This window comes from Hanamia caeni, from assembly GCF_003721595.1.
Taxonomy (GTDB): Bacteria; Bacteroidota; Bacteroidia; order Chitinophagales; family Chitinophagaceae; genus Ginsengibacter; species Ginsengibacter caeni.
This window is the reverse complement of the sequence record NZ_RJJR01000008.1, coordinates 188,215-212,943: the sequence shown is the minus strand read 5'-3', so window position 1 is coordinate 212,943 and position 24,729 is coordinate 188,215. Positions and strand designations below refer to the sequence as shown.

Sequence of the window (24,729 nt, the reverse complement as noted above, 5' to 3'; positions counted from 1 at the left end):
TCAAATCAGAACTTTCATATTAGCAACTTATTAATTTTTCATTATAGCGGGCACATTCAAAACCGCGTCTAATGCAGGTTTTGGCTCAAAATCTCTTGACCATAACAAGGGATAATTCGTCCTGCCCGGAATAGGATAATCATTTTTCCAACTCATACCATCATTCACACCCCACAAGGTTACTCTTGCTATCTTATCTTTTCGTTTATAAAAAATAGAAAACAATTCTGCATAGCGATTTGCCAAAACTGTTTGCATACTATCAGGCAAACCATTTTGATAAGGGTCTAAAAAGGTTTTAAACTCTTCCAGTTGAAATTGTTTATCCGCCATTCCCTGTCCGATAATTTGACCTTCTTTGGTCAAGGGCAGCACATCAACATCCAGTTCTGTAATCATCACTTTTACACCGCAGGCAGCGTATGCATCAATAGCATCTTCAATATATTTTATTTTAGGATAATCCAAACCCCAATGCCCTTGCATGCCTACGCCATCAATACGGATTCCTTGCTTTTGCAACATCTTAATCATGTGTACAATGCCCTTTACTTTTGAGGGACGCCATGCATTGAAATCATTGTAGTATAATTCTGTGTTGGGCGCATATTGCGCAGCAAATTTAAAAGCATAGGTTACCAGCGTATCTCCGTTGCCGAAAGCTTTTACCCATGAAGTATTCTCGCGGTAGCTGCCGTCATTATCTATCACTTCATTCACCACATCCCAGGCATTTACGCGGCCTGCATACCTTCCTGCAACCGCTTTTATGTGGCTCCTCAATCTTTCGATTTGTTCATCTTTCGTATTCGGCTTTCCGGCTGCGTTGGTAAAAAACCAGTCAGGACATTGGTTATGCCACACCAGCGTATGGCCCATGATAAACATGTGGTGCTTTTCTCCAAAGGCCACATAATCATCTGCCGGACCGAAATTATAAACGCCCGGTTTCGGATTTATCAAGGCCGCTTTCATTACATTTTCCGGCGTAATAGAATTAAACTGTTTGATGACGATATCCTGCGTGGCTTTATCTCTTCCGGAAGCAATGGCAGGATTAACGGCTACGCCGACAAGGAAGGCATTTTTATAAACACTTTTTAATGTTTTCGGATTGTTCGTGTTTTGTGCATTGGCATTTATGCCAAGCACGCAACTCATTGTTATAAAAAAAGAGGTAAGCTGTTTCATTTATTTTGATTTAGCGAACGGACATAATACACCGGCCCTGCTTGCTGCTGCCCGATTTATGTCAGAGCAAGACAGGAAAATTCAGGCACCGTTTACTTTTAAAATCCCATTTAATTGATTCTATTCTTTCACCCTTGTCAACTTTGTTTCACCTCTTTCGTTTTTGGTGATAATCTGGTCGTCGCTTACCAGTTCTCCGGTAAAAGGAATGGTGTTGCCGTTAAAACTAAGGCTGTAAGAAAATTTCTTTCCATCTACTTTTCCGTTTTCTAATGGCACTTCGCCATACTGTGATTTAATGACGCCTGTTAATGTGTCTCCCTGCACTTTGAAAGTGTAATTAAACTCCATAGTGCCGTTCGGCGTTTCGCGGCTGCCTTTCCAATTTCCATCAATTGCATTTTGTGCTTTGGTTACCATGAATCCAAACAGGAGAAATGCTGTAAGTAAGTACTTCATAATGATTGTTTTTATTTTGTTTAAATTGGTGACTATTTATTTTCCATCGGGCATGGTTGCTACTTGCTTGTTTTAATTTCAAAAATGCTTACGGAATAAGGAGCCAGTTTCGGGAAAAATGATTTCTTAATTCCTTTGATGTGTTCAGTAACAGGAATTATTTTTTCTCGCTCAATAATTGAATTCGTCTCCTCCGGTGCATTGCCCTTTACCATCACCAAAGTCGCTTCAGGAGCTACTTTTGCTCCATCAAAATTTATTTTTACCGCTTGCCTTTTGGGAGTTGTGTTCACGATTTTCAAATACAGCGTTCCAGTTGTATCATTCATTGTGGCCGAATAAAATATAGTCGGAACTGATTTAGGCGCTTTGCCTTCAGCACTGTCTCTTCTTGAAAGAGGCGCTTTTTGTGTTGGAATGTTAGCAACTGTAGCCGGAACAATTTTATTTCCCAAATAATGACTGAATAATTTTTGTACATAATAAGAAGGGGAACCGTAACTGTTCAGCGCGTCATAGCCAATCAAATCTGAATCCCACTGCCACGCCCTTTTACCGGTTGCAGCATCTATGCTGACATTTACAAATAATGGTGCATAACAAGACATGATGATTAAATCTGAATTGCGTTCCATGCCCGTCATCCACGCCGCGTCGCCCAGGGCCGCGTTTAAATTGGTGGTTGGTTTGCCTTCTCTTGTGGCCCATTCGCCCACAAATATCTTTGGTCCGTTACGGTCGTAAGTATCATATTGCGAAGCGTTTTCCCACATATCCCACGAGTTGCGGTAGTAGTGTTCATCCACCACAGCCGGCGGCTCACCGGAAGTAACCTGCATAGAAGGATACTGTTTGCCTGGGATAGTAGAAATGCAGGTAAGCTGCGGGTACTTTGCCTCAATAGCAGTTCTGAATTGATTGAATCTTCCATCATAACTATTGCTTCTGTCAAACCAATCTTCATTGCCGATTTCAACATACTGAAGTTTGAATGGTTCAGGATGGCCATCCCTGGCGCGTTTTGCGCCCCAATAAGTGGTAGTATCGCCAATAACATATTCTATCTCATCCAATGCATCATCCACATAAGGTTTTAAAAGTGGCCCCGCATCGATGTGGTCGCCGTCCAAAGAATATCCTGCATAAATGCCTAAAAGCGGCTCTGCGCCCATATTCTCTGCCCATTTCAAAAATTCAAGCAATCCCATTCCATCAGATGCGCGATAGCCCCATGAGCCATTATGACCCGGCCTGTTTGAAATCGGGCCAAGCGTTTCTTTCCATGGAAAAGCATCTGTAATCTTCGGTCCTTCCAAAAAATTTCCCCCGGGAAAACGCAGGAACTTTGGTTTCATATCCACCAACATCTGCATCAGGTCTGGCCGAAAACCGTTTGGTTGGTCTTTATAAGTTGGAGGAAATAAAGAAACGAGATTGAAATAATACACACCTGTACGGTCTGTAGAAATCACAAAGCGTGCATCTTTGGTAGGTTTCACATCAGCAGCCGTTGTCAAATTAACTTCATATTGTTTCCAGTAAATACTTTTTTCAAGATCGATAGTTCCTTTTGCATAAACCGTTTTGCCGTCATTGCTTTCGATGGAAACCGTTATTGCGCCAGGCGTATTGTTTTCAATTACTGGCAGCGGAGGCGTAGTTGGTTTTGGTTCCCAGGGCCAGCGCGGCGGCTCTCTGCGGTCGGTGCCTTTGATGTAAAATGATGCTTTGTAGGTGGTGGATGGTTTTACCGGAATGCCCCAGTAACCTTCGTTGGCAACGCCTACGTTTCCATTCGCTTTTTCAACTGTAAGCCGCAAACACGCCTGCATCGCGCCATTGAGGGCATTCCTGCGTTCATCGTTGGGCACGTGTTCTTCTGCACCTATTAATTTTATACTTGCCTGTGATGAAGGATTTTCTTTTACCAGACTCCAGCCTTCCGGCTCGGTTTTGCTGTCTTTGAAAATCCTGTTACGAATCAGTTCCGCATACAATCCGCCATCATAAGAATGGTTAATTTCTTCCGTCATTAATCCATATAACATCGGGCTGACATCTTTTTGTGCCTGGGCTATATTCAAATTAATTTGAGGTGTTTGGGAGAAAACGGGATTGATGGTAAAGCTAACCGCAATCAGCAACAGTAAACGAAGTTTTTTCATTGTTTTTTGTTTCATAAATAAAATTTTTTTGAACCACGAAGACACAAAGTCATCAAGGTTTGTTTGTGCTTCTTCGTGTCTTAGTGTCTTCGTGGTTTTACAGAATTCATTTTTATTCTAAAATTATTTTTTCATCCAGTTATTACTTTCCATCCATTCAAACAATGGCTCCATCCATCCCGGGTGCCTGAATACAAAACCGTGGTCGCCCTTTTGATAAATATGCATTTCAACAGGAACCTTGTTGTGCCTCAGTTTTTCAAAATAAATAATGCTATTGTCAACATCCACCACTTTATCATCCGCAGCTACCGTGATATAAGCAGGCGGTGAATTTTTATCTACCTGCAATTCATTGGAATAAAGATTAATAGTTTCTTTTGACGGATTTGTGCCCAGCAATTGCTTTCGCGAATCTTTATGCGCAAGGCTGTCCTGCATGCTGATAACGGGATACACCAAAATCTGAAAATCCGGACGCAGGCTGGTGTTGCTTGTATTTTCTATGAGTGCATTCTTAAAATGCGTTGCTTCTGTAGAAGCCACATGGCCACCCGCGGAAAAACCCATGATGCCAATTTTGTTTGCATCAATACCCCAAACCGCTGCACTGTCGCGTACCATTTTAATTGCCTGCTGCGCATCCTGCAAAGGCGCAATCGTTTTATTTACCTGGAAAGAATCGTTAGGCAAACGGTATTGCAACACAAATGCAGCAACGCCTTTTTTTACAAACTCCCTTGCCGTCATTATGCCTTCACCACCATAAACAATTACACTGTAACCTCCACCAGGGCAAATCACTATTGCCGTACCATTTGCTTTATCTTTTTCCGGTAAAAACATTTGCAATGTTGGCGTAATAACCCGGCGAATCAAACCTGCCGAAGGATCTTCAGGGATATTTTTCAGCTCCGTTTTTTTTGAATTTGAAATATCGCCGGAATAAAGATTTACGATGCGCTGCGCGTGAACCGCGAACGGAAATAAACAGAATCCAATAAAAAGAATTTTTAGTTTTTTCATTTGCCCTTAATATTTGCCCGGTTTAATACCTCAAGAAAACATCATGTATCAAATCGAATCAAGTTTTATTTTTTAAAAAGTAATTGCGCAAACTCCTTCAAATCTCTTCTCCACGTAAGCCATTCATGCGACGTTGCCGGTGATTGATAAAACACGTATTTAATTCCCTGTTTGTCTAACATATTCCTGAAAGCCCCGACAGAACCGGGAAATGGATTGGGTTCTTTGGTTCCCAATCCAAGAAACAAGACTTTAAATTGCTTATTGATTGCGGCGCCATCATTAAATTTTCCATCCAAAAATGTAGCAGGATTGATCACATCCGTATTGGGATAATTTGACGTACCACTAAAAGCGCCGAGAGACGAGAACGTGTCCAGGTGATTCATGATGATTCGCATGGTTTGATTGGCGCCCATCGAAAGTCCCGCTATCGCCCTATGTTCACGATTGGCAATGGTTCTGAATTTTCCATCGATCATCGGCACAATTTCGTTTATCATCACCTGTTCAAAAACAGGCTGGGGACGGGTTTTACTATCAGCAGGATTATCGGACGGTTTCGACGCGTATCCATTGTCCATCACAATAATCATCGGAACGGCTTTTCCACTGGCAATTAAATTGTCAAGAATCAGGTTGGCATGCCCCTGCCGCGACCAGCCGGTTTCATCCTCAAAACTTCCATGTTGCAAATACAAAACGGGGTAACGTGTTTTAGCATCTTTCTCATAACCCGGAGGCGTATAAACAAAGCAACGCCTCCATGAATTGGTCAATTTTGAAAAATAGATATTTTCACTTACGAGCCCGTGCGGCACGTCTTTCAGCGAAAAGAAATCCTGGTCGCTGGCAGGAATTTCAACCCCGCTTCCCCAGCGCCCGGCGCCATAGAAATAAAGGGTACCCGGGTCAGGAACAGAAACGCCATCAATGTTCAGTTGATAATAATGAAAGCCTTCATCCTGCGGCAATGATTCGCCGGTCCATACGCCTTTTTCATCTTTTACCATATCATATTTTTTGCCGCCGATATCAAGCTGCACATTATGTGCATCCGGCGCCACAATGCTGGCACGCACACGGCCATCGGCGCTTACCTGGGGATATTGCTTTCCAGGCGCGTTGGTAGCGGAAGGTTTAAAGCCATCTGATTGAGCAAAGCACGACGCGCCCAACAAAAATGTAGCTGCAAAAAAGATGAAACGTTTGTAATTCATCGTAAAAAATTTTAGTGAGAATTATGGTTCTTATTATCTGAACAACAACGGCGCAAGCTCATGCAGGCTTCGACGCCATGTCAAAAATTCGTGTGCTGTATTTTCAGACACATAAGAAACTGCATTATACCCGGCGTCTTTCAAAGTTGTCACCGCATTCTTAACTGCATCGGGCCTTTCCTTGCTGCCGCAACTTATAAAGATGAGTTTAGGTTTTGATTTATCTTTCAATTCATCGGGCGTATAAATGCCGCCGCTGAGTAAAGCGTAATAAGAAAAAACATCAGGTTTATTCAGCGTAATCATGTGTGTTTCCATGCCGCCCATAGAAAGGCCCGCCATGGCGCGATGGCCTTTATCAGCAATCGTGCGAAAATGCGCATCCACATAAGGAATCAATTCATCCACCAACACCGTTTGAAAAGGATCAATTTTAAATTCCCTCATGTGGCCCCATTTTAATTCGTTAGTCATTCCGTAAGTCATCACGATGATGAACGGTTTTGTTTTGCCCTCTGCAATCAGGTTGTCCATGATAAGATTCGCATGTCCCTGGTTGCTCCACGCAGTTTCATCTTCACCCCAGCCATGCTGCAGGTACAATACAGGATATTTTTCAGACTTATTTTTTTCATATCCCGGCGGTGTGTACACAAAAGCACGTCTTGACGTATTAGTGCTTTTTGAAGGGAAAAGAATTTGCTGTACATGGCCGTGCGGCACATCTTTAAGCGCATAAAAATCCTGGTCGTGGGCGGGAATTTCGATGCCACTTTCCCAACGGGTAGATCCGTAAAAATTCAATGCGCCGGGATCATTAAAAGTGCCGCCATCCACTGTCAGGTGATAATAATGAAATCCTTCATCCATCGGGCCTTCGGTGGTGCCGGTAAAATATCCATCCGCGTCTTTTGTAAGCAATGTTCCGCCTCTTCCGCCCAGGCCTAAACTCACTCGTACACTATCGGCACTGGGCGCTTTTATTTTAAATCTTGCATAACCTTGCGAATTTACCTGCGGGTATTCCTGGCCCGGCTGATTGAGCGTTGATGGTTTGAAGTCATCTTTAACGGTTTGTGCCATACAGGCGTGGCTGGCTACAACAGCCACCGATAAAAAGAGTGCATGTTTTAATTTCATTTGGCAATTTTTTAAATGATTAATTTTTTTATAGTAATGATTGATTTATTTATGAACAGGCGCCTGCTGTCTCAAGCTTAATTATTGAAACAACAAAGGCGCAAAATGATACAAATCATTCCTCCACACAGGCCACGTATGCCCGCCGGGATATTCATAATAAGTATGTTTTATTTTCAGTTCATCCAATTTGCCCAACATGATTTTTCCGTTCTTGTAAGCAATGTCTTCGGGGCCGCCTTCGGAGATCCACAATTCTTTCAGGTTGCTGTTTATTTTATCAGCATTTTCTTTCAAAAAAGAATATTGCGCGTCAGCAGTTTTATCCATCATCGGCACAATCCATCCGGAGCTGAACACGCCGAGATAAGAAAATACATCCGTATTATAAATGCCTGTGTAAAGTGTATGAAGTCCGCCCATCGATAAGCCTGCTAAAGCGCGGTGACCTGCATCATTTATAACCCGGTAATTTTTTTCGACGAAGGGAATGATGGCTTGCTTCATTTCTTTTTCAAATAGCTTTATCGAACCTTCTATCCCATTCGCATTAAAACCGCCCATTCCAATATTGGCATCAGGCATCACTATCAGCATTGGTTTGGCTTTTTTCTCTGCGATAAGATTATCCAAAATCAAATTGGCTTTTCCCTGTCTTGCCCAGCCGGTCTCATCCTCGCCGCCGCCATGCAAAATGTACAAAACAGGATATTTTTCGCTCAGGTTTTCATCATAACCAGGCGGCGTGTAGATATACATTTGCCTCCATGAATTGGTGACGTTTGAAAAATAATTTTTGATGCGAATGTCACCATGAGGTACATTACCAAGGGCATAATAACGGCCACCCGTAAACGGAATTTCAATGCCACTCGCCATTCTTCCCATGCCATAAAATGTTTCGCTGGCAGGATCTGCAACCGGCACTCCATCAATGATCAAAGAATAATAATGAAAGCCCTCGCCGATGGAATCAGTGGTAACATTCCAATAACCCTCGGCGTCTTTTACCATATCATATTTTTTGCCGAGGTCGATCTGAACCTTTTGCGCATCAGGCGCTTTCGTTTTAAAAATCACGCGATGGTCAGCCAGTATTTGCGGATAATCAGCGCCACGTATATTGGTAGATGCCGGTGCACCAACCACAGGATATTTTGAAAAAGTAGACGTGTCAACCGGTTTAAAAATTAATTGGGAAAACATATACAAACCGTTTTTCCAAACTTTAAAATCGTGTACGCCCGGCTCGATATAATAAATGTGCGGCACATTATTTTTAACAAGATAATCGTGTGTTCTCTGGCTGAAAGTAATCAGGCCATCGCTTGCGCCGCAGGAAATCCACAACAGCTTCAATTCATTTCTTGCCTTCGCAGGATCAGGCACCAGTTCTTCAGGCGTTTTGGTATTTGGTGCTGCAGAAAATGCGCCGATCCAGGCAAACTTGTCGAGGTTGCCTAACCCAAAATTCAGCGACTGGCCTCCACCCATTGATAAGCCGGCAATAGCGCGATGTTCCCTGTCTGTATAAACAGGGTAATGTTTTTGTACATAAGGAATCAGGTCGTTCAATAAATCTTTTTCAAATGTGGCGAACGCCTGCACCTTGTCAGGCGCAAAAATATTTCCGGTGGCGCTGTCATTTTTCATCGCTCTTCCGTTGGGCATTATTACAATCATCGGTTCCACTTTACCTTGTGCATATAAGTTATCCAAAATGATTTCAGGATGGCCGCCATTCAGCCATTCTTTGTCATCACCACCAATGCCGTGAAGCAAATACAAAACCGGATATTTTTTCTTCTTAGAATAACCGGGCGGCAAATAAATCAATGATTGACGCGTGGTGCCAACGGTTTTGGATTTGTAATTGAATGAATCAATTTTCCCATGCGGAATATTGTTTTGAACCGTCGCAAAATCAGGCGGCATCTGCGTTACTATTCCCTGTGCGCGTGAAACTGAAAACACAAGGCCAAATGCGATAAAAAGAAAAGCGTACTTCATGTTTTGTTTTATTTAGTAAAATCAAAAAAGCGATTATTTGTTTGTTTAGTATAAAATTTTAATTTTTCGATGGAGTAATCAATTGATATTTTCCGCTTAAATGCATCAGGCTAAACAGGTACAACAAGCCATCATAGTATGGGTCAAAATAACCATCACTGTATGGCTCCAGTTTTGCATTCCATAAAGCATGCACAAAATCATAATTGTCTTTTCGAATCATTTCTGTTGATGCCACAGTAGCTGCCAGGCCGATGGAATGCCTTAATTTTTTAAAACCACCTGCCTGTAAAATGCTGTCAGGCCTCGATCCATCTGGGTTAAACTGGTCTTCAAATATGTGGATGCCTTTTGAGCGGAAAAAAGCCTGGATGCGTTTTGCATAATCCTGTTGCCACTTTTTATCTTTTCCAAACCAGTAATAATCCATGGAAATGTTCATCGGCACGCGCCATGAATCGTAGCGGAATGCATCAGGGATCCATCGCGAAGTGCGCGGCGCTCCGCTAAATTCTGTGTAATCGTAATTCAGGCCTGTAACCGGATTGCAGGCCCTGTGCAAAAAAGCGCGCGACGTATCTGCGCAATCTTTGTAAAACTGTTCGTGTCCATCCTTTGAATATAAGGCCCACACTTCAAAGAAAGCCGGCAAATGATAAGATGGATCTGTCCACCGGTAATTATTTCTTTCGGGTGTAAAAGAGATTTGTTTGTGCTCTGTATTGATGATATTATAAATGCCGCCGCTGCCATCTTTCTTCCACATGTTATCCAAAATATAACGCGCCTCTTTGTAATAATCAATGCCGGTATCATTGCCCCATCGGTTGGAAGCAAACAACAAATCGGTAATGAAATAGAATTCGCCATCAGAAGCAGTTCCTGGCGAATTTTGCTTCATGGTTTTGGGATTAATGCTCCACGCAAAATATCCTTCACGCGGCCCGGATTGATGTTGCAAATATTTTTTTGACCAGCGCCAGATGCGGTCAAACACGTCTTTTTTGTTCAACTGAACCGCCACCATCATTCCATAAGAAAGACCTTCGGTTCTTGCATCATGATTTTTTATATCAGACACATAGGCCATTGAATCGCCTACTTCAAAATAAATTTTGTTGGGCCCTTCAAATAAATCATGATAAGCTTTGGCAACTTTTGCATTGATGTCCGCTTCGCTGTAACCCGCGAGCTTAAAAGTATTCGGATAATTGTTGGTATAAAATGCACCCTTTGATTTTTGCGCATTCACCTTCAAGAAGGCGAATGAAAGAAGGCAAATCGCCAGGAAGAATATTTTGCTTTCCCGAAAAATTCTAGTTGTCTTTCTTAAAATCATGCTTTGCTTTTGATATTCATTATTTTTATTTCAAAACCAGCGTATATGTTTTTCCTTTTTGCGTTGGTATATCGTAAACAAAAGTTTGTTTCAAATCAGGCAAAGTAATTTTTGCTTTTTCTGAAATAATAGGTTCGGCTATTTTTTCAGTTTGATAAAAAACATTTGGATTATCACCACTTGCTTTTTTCAAACCGGCGCCATTGCTCATTTTCATTTCATTGGGTACCCGCAAACGAAGATTACCACCCAATGTTGATTTGATAACTGCTTGAATAATTTGCCCATCTTTCCAAACGATCTTTATCACTTCAAAACCGCCTCTTGCACGCAACCCGCTGATGCTTCCCTTTGCTTTCCATGCATCAGGCAAGGCAGGCAATAAATTTAAATCGCCATCTTCGCTTTGCATCAGCATTTCGGTGATGCCCGAAGTGCAGCCAAAATTGCCGTCAATCTGGAATGGCGGATGCGCATCAAAAAGATTGTTGTAAGACCCGCCGCCCTCTTGATTAGCGCCAACAGGCCTGAGCTGGTTTTGAATCAGCTTATACGCATGATTTCCATCGAGCATTTTTGCCCACCAGTTTACCTTCCAGGCCATGCTCCAGCCGGTAGAAACATCGCCGCGCTGAATCAAAGTGTTTTTTGCCGCGCTGTATAATTTTGGAGTGCGATACGGCGAAATTTGGTTGGAAGGAAACAAGCCATACAAATGTGATATGTGACGATGATGGTCATTTGGGTCATCCACATCATCCAACCACTCCTGCAATTGCCCGTATTGACCAATATGCATCGGCGCAAGCCGGCTTCTTTTTTGTTTTAATGTATCAGCAAAAGCCTTGTCTTTGTCTAAAATTTTTGCAGCATCAATTGCCGTGGTGAAAACATCAAAAACAATTTGATTGGTCATGGTAACGCCTGCATCCAATGAAGAATGCTGATGCGCTGCTGGCGCGTTTTCGGGCGATTCATCGGGGCAAATTACCAGCCAGTGATATTTCGGATGTTCGATCAAATAATCGTCATAAAACTTTGCAGCGTCTTTCAAAATTGGATAAACCGAAGCAAGAAATTTTTTATCGCCACTGTATAAATAATGCTCCCAAAGATGCTGACTCAGCCAGCCGCCGCCGTTAGGCCACAGCCCCCAGAAAGCGCCGTCAACGCCGCCTGTAATTCTCCAGATATCCGTATTATGATGCGCCATCCAGCCTCCGGCGCCATACATATCTTTCGCAGTTTTTTTACCGGCGACAGATAATTCTTTTACCATCTTTATCAGTGGCTTCGTCATTTCAGAAAGATTGGTTTTTTCAGCAGGCCAGTAATTCATTTCTGTATTGATATTGATCGTGTATTTGCTGTCCCACGGCGGATACATTTTATTATTCCAGATGCCCTGAAGCGTAGCTGGCTGGCCGCCGGGCTGCGAGGATGAAATCAATAAATATCTTCCAAACTGGTAATAAAGCGTTACCAATTGTGGGTCATCGGCGGTATCAAAATTTTTCAATCTTTCATCCGTTGGAAGCCTGCTGGCGTCTGTAGTTCCAAGGTCAAGCTTAACGCGGTTGAAATATTTTTGATACGCTGAAATATGCGCTCTTAAAATATCGGCGAAATTTTTTGGGTACGCTTTGTTCAAATAGGTTGCTGCTCTTTCATTTTGATTGCCCGATAAATCCTGGTAATTATTGAAATTAGTAGCGATTGAAATGTAGATGGTGGCTGCATTTGCGCCCTTGACCAACAGTGATGTATCGGTTACTGAGAGCGAACCACCTTCTGTTTTTATGCGCGTTATTCCTTTAAATCTTACCATTCCCTTTATGCCTTCGTGGTCAATCGTTGTACCGGCGATGGTCAATTCTTTGGAAGAAGTTGTTTTCATTTCTGCATTCGGCTGTGGTGTTGAGTAAAACGCATTGAAAGAAAGGCTGCCCGGCTTGCTTGCAGTCAATCTTACCACAATAATGCGGTCGGGGAAAGAAGCCAGCACTTGCCGCGTGTAAGTAACATTGCCGACTTTGTAAGAAGTTTTTGCAACTGCTTTTTCTATATCCAGTTCACGATAGTAATCAGTGTAATTGCTTTGTCCCTCAAAAGCCAGGTGAAGCTCGCCTACGGGCTCGTACATTTGACCTTGTGATTTTTTGCTGATGATGACTCTATTGGCGATTTGCTCCGCTTCTTTTTGTTTTCCTTCGAAAATTAACTTTCTGATTTCTGCCAATGAATCCAAAGCCAACGGATTATCATTCCTGTTTGGGCTACCGCTCCATACAGTATATTCGTTTAGCTGAATGGTTTCTGTGTCCACATTTCCATACACCATTGCTCCCAAAAAACCATTGCCAACGGGCAAAGCATTTTCCCAAACATCGCCGGAAGGCTTGTTGTACCACAGTTTTAGGTCATGTTGTTTCTGCGAAAAGCAATCGGTTATCAAAAACAGTAAGGCAACAAATAATACGTTTTTCATTTTTGAACTTTATGTCAAAAGACCAGGTGATGAAATAATTGTCTATATTATTTCAGTTAAAGGCTTCTATTTAAAAAGAAATTATCCAAGCAATTGTATGCTGATAAACGTCAGCATTACATTTATAGGGCTAATGTAAGCCTTTTTTAATAAAATGAAATCGATTGCAGAAAGATTTTTAGTTTATTTGATAAGCGGTCAAAAAATTATATTTTTCACTGAAAAACAATTGGCAGCGAAATGGGGCACTCCATTTAGGCGCGACAATAAACCGACACCTTGAAATTATTATAGTGCTGGGCTGAGGCAGTCAACAGAAGACAGCAAGAAAACAAGCGATAACGAATTTGTTCATAATGTTGATTTGGATTTTTTTACCTGGCAATAATTATACATCAAACACCGCATAAGCACTCTTTAAAATTATAGTAAACAAGCTTTTAATCAATATTTTTATTTTTTTCAAAAAAAAAGGGGAGTGAAAGAATTCACCCCCCGATTATTCTTGATTATGAGAAAAAAACTGCTTTTTCATGCCCTGCAATCAACAAGGCTTATCATTTTAATACTAATTATAACCAGGGTTTTGATAGGCCGCTTTTTCATCGGCGGTCATTTCCATATTATCAAGCTGCCCCTGTGGGATAGGCCGTAAATATTCATAAGGTTGAATATCCCGGTTTACAGTCATTGGAGTATGATCACTAATACTTGCACCTCCGATTCTATAGGTAGATGAAAGTTCAGCCCATTTTTGAGTACGAACCAAATCGTACCAGCGATATCCTTCTCCATAATATTCACGTGAACGTTCTGCAAGAATGTAGTTGATATCAATGGTTGTTGGTGTAGCTGCTACCATTTCGTCGCTGTTGTTTTCTATTTTTTCTTTATCTCCGTTGTTGTCATAACGCCATTTGCCGGCGCGTGCGCGAATGACATTAATTAAATCATAGGCTGTTTTACCCGCTGTTGTAGTTGCGCCCTTTACGGCTGCTTCTGCTGCGATAAAATAAAGCTCAGAGAATTTTGCAATATTGAACGGGCGGGTAGATCCGGCATTAGGCTGGCCAAGACCTCCTGCGTTATCGGTGCGGTATGTTCCCAGTTTCCAAAGGCCGGGATATCTTAACCTGCTGATGCCTTCAGGAGAAATTACAAAATCTGCTCGTCCCGGAAGTGCTCCTGCGCCAACATTGCTTTTTGAAGCCCAATCGCTATAATCAATTGGTGTGGATGGTTCGCTGTCGAGGAAAGTGAGAACGGGGTCGCCTGGATGAATCGGAAGGCCGTTTGCGTTATAGTAAGTTGGAGTAGCGTCTCCGGCCAGGGGCCAGTTGCCGCGATAAACGGTAACAAATGTGCCATCGTAGCGGGAATCATTTGTTTTATCAGCAAAAGTATTTTCAATTACGCCAATAGTTGGAGCCATACGTGTCCAGGGGCGGCCTAAATCCTGTGTGGCGGCGCGTTGAACAGAACTTACGGTTCCGCTCCATGAAGGGTCTTTACCACTTCTAATCAAAGTGTAGTTCCAGGTGAGCATCCACACCGCAAAATTATCCGGCGCACCACCGCTTCCGTAAGTAAGGCTTCCGCCGTTGTATTGTTCGCTGGTTTCTGTATGATCTGCGTACAATACGATTTCGCTGTTGCGATCATTAGGCGCATAGTTTACATCATAGTAGGTGGGTTGTAAGGCAAAGGGCCCGGGATTATCAATGGCAGCAGTAGCTATATCGTACGCCTGTTGAAAATACCATTGCGCGTTGTGCCCATCAGGATCTGTTCTGTCGGCCTGGGGATAAGTGGGAATATTATTAGGATTTTCAAGCCACCAGGCATAAGTAAGATAGGCTTTTGACAAATAAAGACGTGCAGCGGTTTTGGTAACACCACCCGTTACACGGCCTACATCAGGTAAGTCGTTTATTGCAGTCAAAAGATCAGGAAAAATCGCTTTTGTGTAAACCTCCGGAACAGTATTGCGAACGGAAATTCTCACCGGGTTGGTATTGAATTTCAATTCACCTGCACCTAGATCCAAAGGAACGCCGCCGTAAGTTTGTACCAGTAAAAAATAATCAAATGCACGGAAAAACCTGGCTTCTGCAAGAAGCGGGGCAGCAATTCCGACCTGGCTACCGTTTTCGAGAATACCATTCGCCGTATTGATATCAGAAAAAGATTCGCCCCAGGGAATGCTGGTTGGGAAACTGGTAGAAGTAACCTTGCCGGCGTCAGACATATCCATGTCTTTAAAATTGCCGTCAGCGCTCTGGGCGTACGTGGCTTCATCTGTTCCTGTGAGGCAGGCGTTATAATAATAAGCCTGGCCATAGATATTCCGAAGGTGCGCATACAAAGAAGTGATACCACCCAACACGCCGTTTTCGGTTTTAAAATATTCCGGGGTAAAAGAACTACGGGGCTGTTCATCTAAAATTTTGGAGCACCCCGATATAAGGACCACTAACAAGGATACTGATCCGATAAGAGCTTTTATTTTTAAGTGTTTCATGTTCATAATTATTTAAAATGAAAGTTTAACGCCAACGATGTAATTGCGGGTTGATGGTGTGTTGGTACCAATAGTGAGGATGCGCCTCATTGCATAAGACAAAGGCACCGCCGCATTTTCATTACCGTATGAATTTGTTTCGGGATCCATTCCGGATTCTTTATGATACGGAGAGAACAACACAAATGGATTTTGAACGGTAACATAGGCGCGTAATCTTGTACCAGCATTTTTCAACAGGCTACGGTTAAAATCATATCCAAGGGAAATAGTTCTGACTTTCAGATAGGATGCATCAAAATAGCCAAGAGTGCTTGCATATTTCGGATTGTCTCCGCTCAATGGCGCGGCAGGGTTAGGATATTTCGCGCCAGTATTTGTTGGTGTCCAGTAATCTACTTTTACGTTGTTATTGCGCGTAGTTAAATTATTAAGATAACCCCCTCCTGAATAAAGAGAACTTACCAAAATACCTCCGTGCTGAAACATTCCCACTATGGTTAAATCAAAGCCTTTATAAGCCACTGTGGTGTTGAAGCCGCCTGAGAATTTTGGATCTACATCCATGATTTGCCTGTCATCAGGACCGATTGCCCTCACAGGAACGCCATTGGCATCAAAATCACCGGTGTATAGTACTTTAATCATCCCAACTTTTCCACCTGGTTCCAGTACCGTTAAATGTCCTGCTGCGCTGTCTTCCGGAGTTGCCCAAAGGCCCACCTTTTTATAATCGTAGATTGCGTTAATATTATGGCCTACAAACCAGCCATTTCCTTCATCTCTTGTAGCTCCTGAAGCAAGCGCTACGATTTTATTGTTGTTGGCGTATATGTTGAAGCCTGCATCCCAGGTAACTCCATCGCGGCCACCGTCGATAATGGTGCCGTTGAGGCTGACTTCAATACCTTTATTTTGAGTCTGGCCAACATTTGCTGTATAACTGCCAACTCCTGAAGTAGACGGTAAACCGACGCTAAGCAATAGATCTTTAGTATTGGTAACGTAATATTCAACAGTACCAGATAACCGGTTTTTAAATAACGAGAAGTCGATTCCATAGTTCCAGGTTTCTGAATATTCCCATCCAAGTTTCGGATTAGGAAGCTGACTCACATAGTAACCTGTAGCATAAGTATCTTCGCCAAAATTATAAGGCCTTGTACTTAATAGCCCCAGGGTGGCGTACGGACTGATAGATTGGTTGGACGTTTCTCCATAGCCCGCGCGCACTTTCAATGAACTCAACCAGCTCACATTTCCCATGAATGATTCATTGGTGATATTCCATCCGGCAGATACGGCAGGGTAAGTGTGCCACTGGTGGCCAGGCGCCAATCTGGAAGAAGCGTCAGAGCGAACAGTAGCGGATAACATGTAGCGATTGTCATACGAGTACATCGCTCTTCCCATAAATGAGGTTAGGCCCCACAAATAGTAGCTTTGACCTCCGGGTGGTACGGTGATCTCACCAGTTGACTGACCCAAATTGTAAAACTGAAAATCATCTGAAGGAATGCCTTTGGCTGACATGGATGATGAATTGTATTTCTGTTGCTCAGCAGAATAAAGAGCAGTCAGGTTGAGGTTGTGCTTTTGCGCAAAAGTGTGGTCGTAAGACAAAATATTTTCAATAGTCCAGTGGTAGGTTTGTGAATTGCCTATGCCTGCAGTTGATTCAGTGATCGGGTTCACATTGTTTACTCCCTGAGCTGTAAAATTTCCATTATTTCCCTGGATAAAATCAAGGCCCACATTCACGCGATATTTTAATCCTGTAACCCATGGAATTTTCACTTCTCCAAAAATGGCATTGTAAGTAGCAAAATTCCGGTTTTCATTGAGCCATAATCCTTTGTCATCAAGGCTGTCGATCCTGCTTTTGGTTAATACATAATTATCGCCAAGGCCAGTGTTGATAGTTCTTTTTAAAGTTCCATCAGGGTTATAAGGATTGGCGATGGGCGACGCGGCCAATATTCCAAATAAGCCCACCTGGTTGCCCTGGCTCATATTAAAATTGTTGTTGGTGGTGAAACCGAAACGAAAATATTTTCCTACATTCTGATCAACCGAAGTACGAAACGAATAGCGTTGATACTGTTGCGTTGGAATCAAACTTTGATTTTGATAATAACCCAATCCAACATTATAGCTACCGGTTTCGCTACCACCTGAAAGAGTTACATCATGACTGTTGATGGTTCCGGTTCTGTAGAAAAGATCCTGCCAGTCGGTGTTTACATCATCAGATTCATCCGTGCCATTCGAAAGAATGCCTGCCGCCTTTCTCAAGGCTACAAATTCAGGCCCGTTCATCATGGGGTATCTGGCAAAAAGAGTCTGGGCACCATAATAGCCATTATAAGTTACTCTTGCCTTAGCTCCACGCTGGCCCTTGTTGGTAGTTATTAAAATAACGCCATTTGCACCACGTGAGCCATAAATTGCAGTGGCGGATGCATCTTTCAGTACATCAATGCTCTTAATATCATCCGGATTCAGATCAGCAAGCGATCCGGGAAAAGGTATTCCGTCTAAAACTATAAGAGGATTATTGTCTGCGGTTAATGAGCGTGTGCCTCTAACACGAATTTGCATCGTTGCGCCCGGCTTGGTGGATGTTTGAGAAATCTGGATGCCTGGTAAACGCCCCTGCAGGGATTGTGAAATATTTGGCGCAGGCACTTCGCGTATTTTTTCCCCACTTATAGAGGCAACGGAACCGGTAACCGCTTCTTTTCTTTGTGTGCCATAGCCCACTACCACCACCGCATTCAGCCCGGTTTCGGTGCGGCTTAATGACACGTTTAAAAATTGATTTCCTTTTACTTTCACTTCCTGTTCGGTAAATCCAACAGAGGATATCACGAGAGTGCCATTGGAAGGCGCTTTAATTTCAAAATTCCCATCGGCATTGGTGCTGGTTCCGGCCTGTTCACCTTTTACGATGATGGAGGCCCCGATTACAGGCTGGCCGATGTCGTCGGTCACTTTTCCCTTTACGGTTAGGGTATTTTGAGAATAGCCCGGCATGGAAAACGCAGATAGCAGTAAAATAAGAATAGCCGCCTTCCCCTGCCAATTCCTGCACTTCTGCAGGAACCTGGTTTGATTAAATAAAACTTTCATACTTGCAGTTTTAAATTTTTAGTTTAAGAAAATTGATTTATTGATTTTTAAAATTGATGAAGTCTTCATTAAACGCCTCTTGGTTTACGCGCGTCAATTTTTTGTTCCGGAAGAAAATAGCAAAATTGGAGATGCTTTTCCCTTGAGCCATACTGAATTTTTTTTACGCCAGGTTGTGAAAAGATTTATGCCATATGAAATCCCATAAAAGTTTTTCTGTAGCCACCATTCCATGAAGATTTCATTATGTCAAAGCCAGATTTTTATTGTTATCAAGACAATTATCAAGCGTTTTGAAAATTAAAAGTAATACTTTTTAATTAAAATGAAACCGATTACATTTATTTTTTAAAAAAAAGAGTATAATTTTTATTTTTCCTTAGTTTTACACTATTGCTTTATATGTAAACGATTGCGATGCCAAAAGAGAAGGAAGTAACAATTTATGATATAGCCTCTGCTTTAAATATTTCTATTGCTACCGTGAGCCGGGCGTTAAAGAATGATCCTGTTGTTAGTAAACCAACAAAAAAGAAGATTTTTGATTTGGCAGCCAGAATGGGTTATCGCACGAATCATTTTGCAAGAAATCTGCGTAATCAAACCACTAATACGATTGGAGTAATCATGCACGAGCTTAACAGTAATTTTATGACTTCCGTCCTGGCTGGTATTGAAAAAGTAACTACCAGCGCCGGGTATGACCTGATCATTGCTCACTCGTCTGAAAGCTTCACAAAGGAAATTGCCAATGCAAAAAATCTTTTTGATAAAAGAGTAGACGGATTAATTGCGTCGCTTTCTTTTGATACCAAAAACCTGGATCATTATAAACCTTTTAAAGAGAAAAACGTTCCCATCATATTTTTTGATCGCGTGGAGCAGGAAGGAAGTAATACGGTAGTGATCATTGATAATTATAAGTGCGGTTACCAGGCAACGGAACATTTAATTAACGAAGGATGTAAAACAATTGCGCATATCACATCAAGTCTCAAACGAAATGTTTATTCACAACGATTTAAAGGGTACAAAGATAGCCTGGCAGACGGTGGGATTTCCTTCGATGAAGATCTGGTAATCATAAATGATCTTTCTGAAAGCGCGGCCATTGAATCGGCCATACAAATTCTGAAGATGGATCCTTTGCCGGACGGGATTTTTATTACGAATGATTTCGTAGCGGCAGTGGTGATGAGGACATTGAAAGAAAACGGAATAAAAATTCCCGAACAAATTGCAATTGTCGGATTTAATAATGACGCGATATGCACGCTGGTAGAGCCCGCTCTTTCAACGATTAATTATCCGGGAATAGACGTGGGAGAAGTAGCCGCTCGAAACCTTATCAATCATTTAAAAGGAATCGGGAATATTCAAAATACAAACACGATTATTATCAGGTCAAATTTAATTATCAGGAAATCTTCATTAAAAAAGAAACCGATTTAATTATTGAATTATTTTTTAGAAAAGTTTTTCAAAACCCACAAATAAAATAAGATGGAAATAAATGAACAAAAAAGGGTTGCCATTGTTACCGGCGGCGCATCAGGGATTGGCTTTGCGATAGCAGAAAAATTTGTAAAAAATAATATTGCTACCATTATCATCGGGCGTAATGAAGAAAAATTAAAATCCGCGAAAAGCCGGCTGGGCGACCTTTGCGATGCGATATCATTTGACCTCGATAATCTGTCGGCTATTCCAGGATTTATAAAAGATCTCGTTGGAAAATATTCACATATTGATATTTTGGTGAACAATGCAGGCATTAATTTAAAGAAAGAATTTACAGAAGTAACGGATGAAGACTTTAAAAAAATAATGCTTACGAATGTTGAATCAATTTTTACTATTTCCCGTGAAGTAGTCAAAGACATGATTGAAAATAAAAGCGGAAGTATTGTAAATATCAGTTCCATGGCTTCGCAATATGGATTGCCAAAAGTGATAGCGTACAGCGCTTCAAAAGGCGCGATAGAAGCAATGACACGAGCGATGGCGGTGGAACTCTCTCCAAAAGGTATCCGGGTAAATTGTATTGCCCCTGGTTTTATTGCGACTGAAATGTCTGGGAAGGCATTAAATAATGACCCGGAAAGAAAGAACAAAGTTTTGTCAAGAACCCCGATGGGCGAATTGGGCGCGCCTTCAACCATTGGAGATGCTGCGTTGTTTTTGGCAGGTTCAGAGTCGGCTTATATTACAGGAGTTGTGTTGCCCGTAGATGGGGGCAATTCGATTGGATTTTGATTTTACAGTAAAGGAAGTTTTAAGGGGTTTTTCATTTTTAATTTTTCAAAAAGCCAGGATGAAAAGAATATTTATTTTATTGTCCCTTATTTTTTTCATAAGAAATTTATCAGCACAAAATTTTATTTCAGATAAAAGCGAAAATGAAAATTTTCCAATCGTTTCTCAGGCTGCTACTCCTATATATACTGATAAAAATGATGATTGGCTCGTTCAAAAAGCAGTTTCTCTTTTTCAAAATGATGTACAAATGGTTTCGGATAAAAAATCGGAAACCAGCAATGAGCTTCCTTCAAAAGCAAAAGATGTAATTATTATCGGTTCTATAAATGGTTCTGATTTGATACAGCGATTAATTCAATCAAAAAAAATAAACGTTGATTCGATAAAAAACAAATGGGAAGCATATCAAATTCAAATTATCAAAAATCCTTTTAAAGGAGTTGACCGGGCTTTGGTGATTACAGGAAGTGATAAACGCGGTACGGCTTATGGCGTTTTTGAAATGTCAAAAGAAATCGGGGTTTCACCTTGGTATTGGTGGGCCGATGTTCCGGCAAAAAAGAAGAAAGAAATCTTTGTAAATAAAAATATTTTTTTACAAGACCATCCCTTGGTAAAATATCGCGGGATATTTATCAATGATGAAGCGCCCGCTTTTTCCGGCTGGGCAAAAGAAAAATTCGGCGGCGTAAACCATCATGTTTATGAAAAAGTGTTTGAACTTTTATTAAGATTAAAAGCGAATTATTTATGGCCTGCAATGTGGGGCAATGCCTTTAATGATGACGATACGTTAAATCCAATTCTCGCAAATAAGTATGGAATTGTAATGGGCACTTCACATCATGAACCAATGCTGAGAGCGCAGCAGGAATGGAAACGATATGGAAAAGGGGCATGGAATTACGATACAAATAAACAGGAACTGGATTCCTTCTGGAAAAAAGGAATTGAAAATATGGACCATCACGAAAGCATTGTTACCATTGGGATGCGTGGCGATGGTGATATGCCAATGACACAGGGAACAGCTATTAATTTATTAGAAAATATTGTTGCCAATCAAAGAAAAATAATTGAGGAAGTAACCGGAAAACCGGCTTCAGAAACGCCGCAGGATTGGGCTTTGTACAAAGAAGTGCAGGATTATTATGATAAGGGAATGCGTGTGCCGGACGATGTTACTTTATTATTCAGCGATGATAACTGGGGAAATCTTCGGCGCCTTCCGAAACTAAATGCAAAACCCAGAAGTGGCGGTTACGGAATTTATTATCACTTTGATTATGTAGGTGGCCCAAGAAATTATAAATGGATTAATACAAATAATATTGCGAGAGTTTGGGAACAAATGCATTTGGCTTATTCATACGGTATAGATAGAATTTGGGTGGTGAATGTAGGTGATTTAAAGCCGATGGAATTACCTATTTCTTTCTTTTTAGATTACGCGTGGAATCCAAATAAAATTACGGTTGACAATATTGGAAATTATTATAGAGAATGGGCTTCCAAACAATTTGGCGAAAATTTTGGAAAACAAATTGGAGATGTTCTTCAAAAATATTCCCAATATATTTCGGGAAGAAAACCAGAATTATTATCCCCTGAAACTTACAGCCTCACTGCTTATAATGAAGCAGACAGAGTTATCAATCAATATCAACAACTTGTCGCCGAAGCAGAAAAAATAAACAATGAATTGCCGTCTGCATATAAAGATGCTTATTTTGAACTGGTACTTTTCCCGGTAAAAGCGTTTGTGAATTTGAATGAGTTATATGTTGCTGTTGCAAAAAACAGAATGCTTGCTTCTGAAAATAATATAGCAGCTAATAAATATGCTGATGAAGCGAAGGGATTTTACAAGACAGATTCACTACTTTCCTACCAGTACAATCACGAATTAGCAAATGGAAAATGGAATCACATGATGGACCAAACCCATATCGGTTACACTTACTGGCAGCAACCGCGCTTTAATAAAATGCCGGAAGTAAAATACATTTCAGATAATGCAAAAAAAGATGAAAGTGTTAAAATTGATGTAAAAGATAAAACCGCTGTAAACCTTATTCCAAAAGATGCAAAGGGAAATATCTTTTATGAAAAAAATGGTTATGTGTCTATTGAAGCGGCCAATTATTCGAAAGCAGTAAACAAACCTGCCTCGCCGGCAGACAGGCAAATAAAATGGAAAGTTATTCCGGGCATTGGAAAAGACGGCGATGGTGTCACAACTTTTCCTGTAACCGCTGATGAAAAAACGCTTACTAACGGTAACCCATACCTGCAATATGAAATGTATGTTTATGATACAGGAACCGTAAAACTGGATGCTTATTTCTCGCCGACACTAAATTTTAAAAATGACAGCCTTGGTTTACAATATGCCATTTCCATTGACAATGAAAAGCCACAAATCATCTCTATCAATAAAGACGACAAAAATGAAAGAACGTGGGGCAAATGGGTTTCCAATAATATTATTATTAAAACAACGCAGCATGAAATTTCAAAATCCGGAAGGCACATTATCAAATACTGGATGATAAGCCCCGCTGTGATTTTACAAAAAATAGTTCTTGACTTTGGCGGATTAAAGCCAAGCTATCTTGGGCCGCAGGAAACACTTTTGAAATCTAAAAACAATTAGCCATGATAAAAAAACTCTCACTCATTTTTCCCGTTTCAGCAATATTATTTGCTGGTACTGCAATCGCACAAACCCCTTCATTAAAAGAAGCATTTAGAAAAGATTTTCTAATCGGCACTGCTATGAATGCATGGCAAATAGAAGGAAAAGATACGGCAGCAGTAAGGATAATCAAACAACAATTCAATTCGGTCACTCCTGAAAATTGTATGAAAGCTGAAGTTATTCATCCCGGCTGGGACACATATGATTTTACACTTGCTGATAAACTGGTTGCATTTGCAAAGACAAATCACATCAAGATAAACGCGCACAATCTTATCTGGCACAGTCAATTGCCTGCCTTTATGCGTCATATGCAAAGTGCAGATTCTGTAAAACAGTATTTTGAAAATCACATTGCTAAAGTGGCTGGCCGCTATGATGGAAAAGTAGATTCCTGGGATGTGGTGAATGAAGCACTGAATGAAGATGGCACTTTGCGCAAGGATATTTTTTTAGACAAACTTGGTGATAATTATATTGTTGAGGCTTTTCGTTTAGCGCAAAAAGCAACGCCACATTCAAAGTTGTATTACAACGATTACAACATTGAACAACCAGGGAAAAGAGCCGGTGCCATTGCCTTGATAAAAAAAATACAGGCGGCAGGTGTGCGCATTGATGGCGTTGGCATACAAGGCCACTGGAAATCAGGCGATGTTCCGATGAAAGATATTGAAGAAAGTATAAAAGAATTTTCTGCTTTGGGTATAAAAGTGATGTTCACTGAACTCGATTTAAGTGTGCTTCCAAATCCGTGGGATAAAACCACAGCAGATGTAGGTGCAACAGCACAAGGAAGCGAAAAAATGAATCCTTACACAAATGGTCTTCCCGATTCTGCTCAGCAATTATTGGCAAAATCGTATGCAGATTTGTTTACTCTTTTTATGAAATATAAAAGAGATATTAGTCGCGTAACCTTCTGGGGGGTGAATGATGGTGAATCATGGTTGAACGGATTTCCTATTCGCGGACGCACTAATTATCCATTATTGTTTGACAGGAACTTCAAACCGAAGCCCGCATTTTTCAGCGTGATTGCGACAGCAAAAAACAATTAAGTTTATCAAATTAAAAT

15 protein-coding genes are annotated in these 24,729 nt (G+C 41.2%); 4 read left to right on the top strand and 11 right to left on the bottom strand.

The window, feature by feature from the left end:
• Positions 1–30: 30 nt before the first annotated feature.
• The 11 genes from EFY79_RS11260 to EFY79_RS11210 form a co-directional block, all read right to left on the bottom strand.
• The gene (locus EFY79_RS11260; RefSeq protein ID WP_123120801.1) at positions 31–1,191 is read right to left on the bottom strand and encodes an endo-1,4-beta-xylanase; all 1,161 of its coding nucleotides are present in this window, start codon (positions 1,189–1,191) and stop codon (positions 31–33) included.
• A 120-nt stretch (positions 1,192–1,311) separates the two neighbouring features.
• Positions 1,312–1,650, bottom strand: a complete 339-nt coding sequence (locus tag EFY79_RS11255) for a hypothetical protein (protein WP_123120800.1) — start codon at positions 1,648–1,650, stop codon at positions 1,312–1,314.
• Positions 1,651–1,709: 59 nt separating this feature from the next.
• A complete protein-coding gene (locus tag EFY79_RS11250; RefSeq protein ID WP_123120799.1) occupies positions 1,710–3,830 on the bottom strand; it encodes an alpha-L-arabinofuranosidase C-terminal domain-containing protein in 2,121 nt (706 codons plus the stop codon).
• 108 nt (positions 3,831–3,938) lie between these two features.
• A complete protein-coding gene (locus EFY79_RS11245) occupies positions 3,939–4,841 on the bottom strand; it encodes an alpha/beta hydrolase (RefSeq protein WP_123120798.1) in 903 nt (300 codons plus the stop codon).
• Between the two features lie 65 nt (positions 4,842–4,906).
• Positions 4,907–6,061 (bottom strand): alpha/beta hydrolase-fold protein, encoded by a 1,155-nt coding sequence (locus EFY79_RS11240; RefSeq protein WP_123120797.1) that lies wholly within the window; start codon positions 6,059–6,061, stop codon positions 4,907–4,909.
• Between the two features lie 33 nt (positions 6,062–6,094).
• Complete coding sequence (locus tag EFY79_RS11235; RefSeq protein ID WP_123120796.1) at positions 6,095–7,201, bottom strand: alpha/beta hydrolase-fold protein; 1,107 nt, start codon at positions 7,199–7,201, stop codon at positions 6,095–6,097.
• Positions 7,202–7,282: 81 nt separating this feature from the next.
• Positions 7,283–9,211, bottom strand: a complete 1,929-nt coding sequence (locus EFY79_RS11230) for an alpha/beta hydrolase-fold protein (RefSeq protein WP_123120795.1) — start codon at positions 9,209–9,211, stop codon at positions 7,283–7,285.
• Positions 9,212–9,269: 58 nt separating this feature from the next.
• On the bottom strand, positions 9,270–10,550 hold the full coding sequence (locus tag EFY79_RS11225) for a glycosyl hydrolase family 8 (RefSeq protein WP_123120794.1): 1,281 nt from the start codon (positions 10,548–10,550) through the stop codon (positions 9,270–9,272).
• Positions 10,551–10,575: 25 nt separating this feature from the next.
• Positions 10,576–13,038 (bottom strand): glycoside hydrolase family 95 protein, encoded by a 2,463-nt coding sequence (locus tag EFY79_RS11220; RefSeq protein WP_123120793.1) that lies wholly within the window; start codon positions 13,036–13,038, stop codon positions 10,576–10,578.
• A gap of 568 nt (positions 13,039–13,606) precedes the next feature.
• Positions 13,607–15,559: a RagB/SusD family nutrient uptake outer membrane protein gene (locus EFY79_RS11215; protein WP_123120792.1), complete on the bottom strand. Its 1,953-nt coding sequence runs from the start codon at positions 15,557–15,559 to the stop codon at positions 13,607–13,609.
• 12 nt (positions 15,560–15,571) lie between these two features.
• A complete protein-coding gene (locus EFY79_RS11210; RefSeq protein WP_123120791.1) occupies positions 15,572–18,691 on the bottom strand; it encodes a SusC/RagA family TonB-linked outer membrane protein in 3,120 nt (1,039 codons plus the stop codon).
• A gap of 417 nt (positions 18,692–19,108) precedes the next feature.
• Here EFY79_RS11210 and EFY79_RS11205 point away from each other — a divergent pair, with 417 nt between their 5' ends.
• Genes EFY79_RS11205 through EFY79_RS11190 form a run of 4 tightly spaced genes read left to right on the top strand, consistent with a single transcriptional unit; the run spans position 19,109 to position 24,712 of the window.
• Positions 19,109–20,143: a LacI family DNA-binding transcriptional regulator gene (locus EFY79_RS11205; protein WP_123120790.1), complete on the top strand. Its 1,035-nt coding sequence runs from the start codon at positions 19,109–19,111 to the stop codon at positions 20,141–20,143.
• Positions 20,144–20,194: 51 nt separating this feature from the next.
• Complete coding sequence (locus EFY79_RS11200; protein ID WP_123120789.1) at positions 20,195–20,947, top strand: SDR family NAD(P)-dependent oxidoreductase; 753 nt, start codon at positions 20,195–20,197, stop codon at positions 20,945–20,947.
• Between the two features lie 58 nt (positions 20,948–21,005).
• A complete protein-coding gene (locus EFY79_RS11195) occupies positions 21,006–23,606 on the top strand; it encodes a glycosyl hydrolase 115 family protein (RefSeq protein ID WP_123120887.1) in 2,601 nt (866 codons plus the stop codon).
• Between the two features lie 2 nt (positions 23,607–23,608).
• A complete protein-coding gene (locus tag EFY79_RS11190; RefSeq protein ID WP_123120788.1) occupies positions 23,609–24,712 on the top strand; it encodes an endo-1,4-beta-xylanase in 1,104 nt (367 codons plus the stop codon).
• The last annotated feature ends 17 nt before the right edge of the window (positions 24,713–24,729 follow it).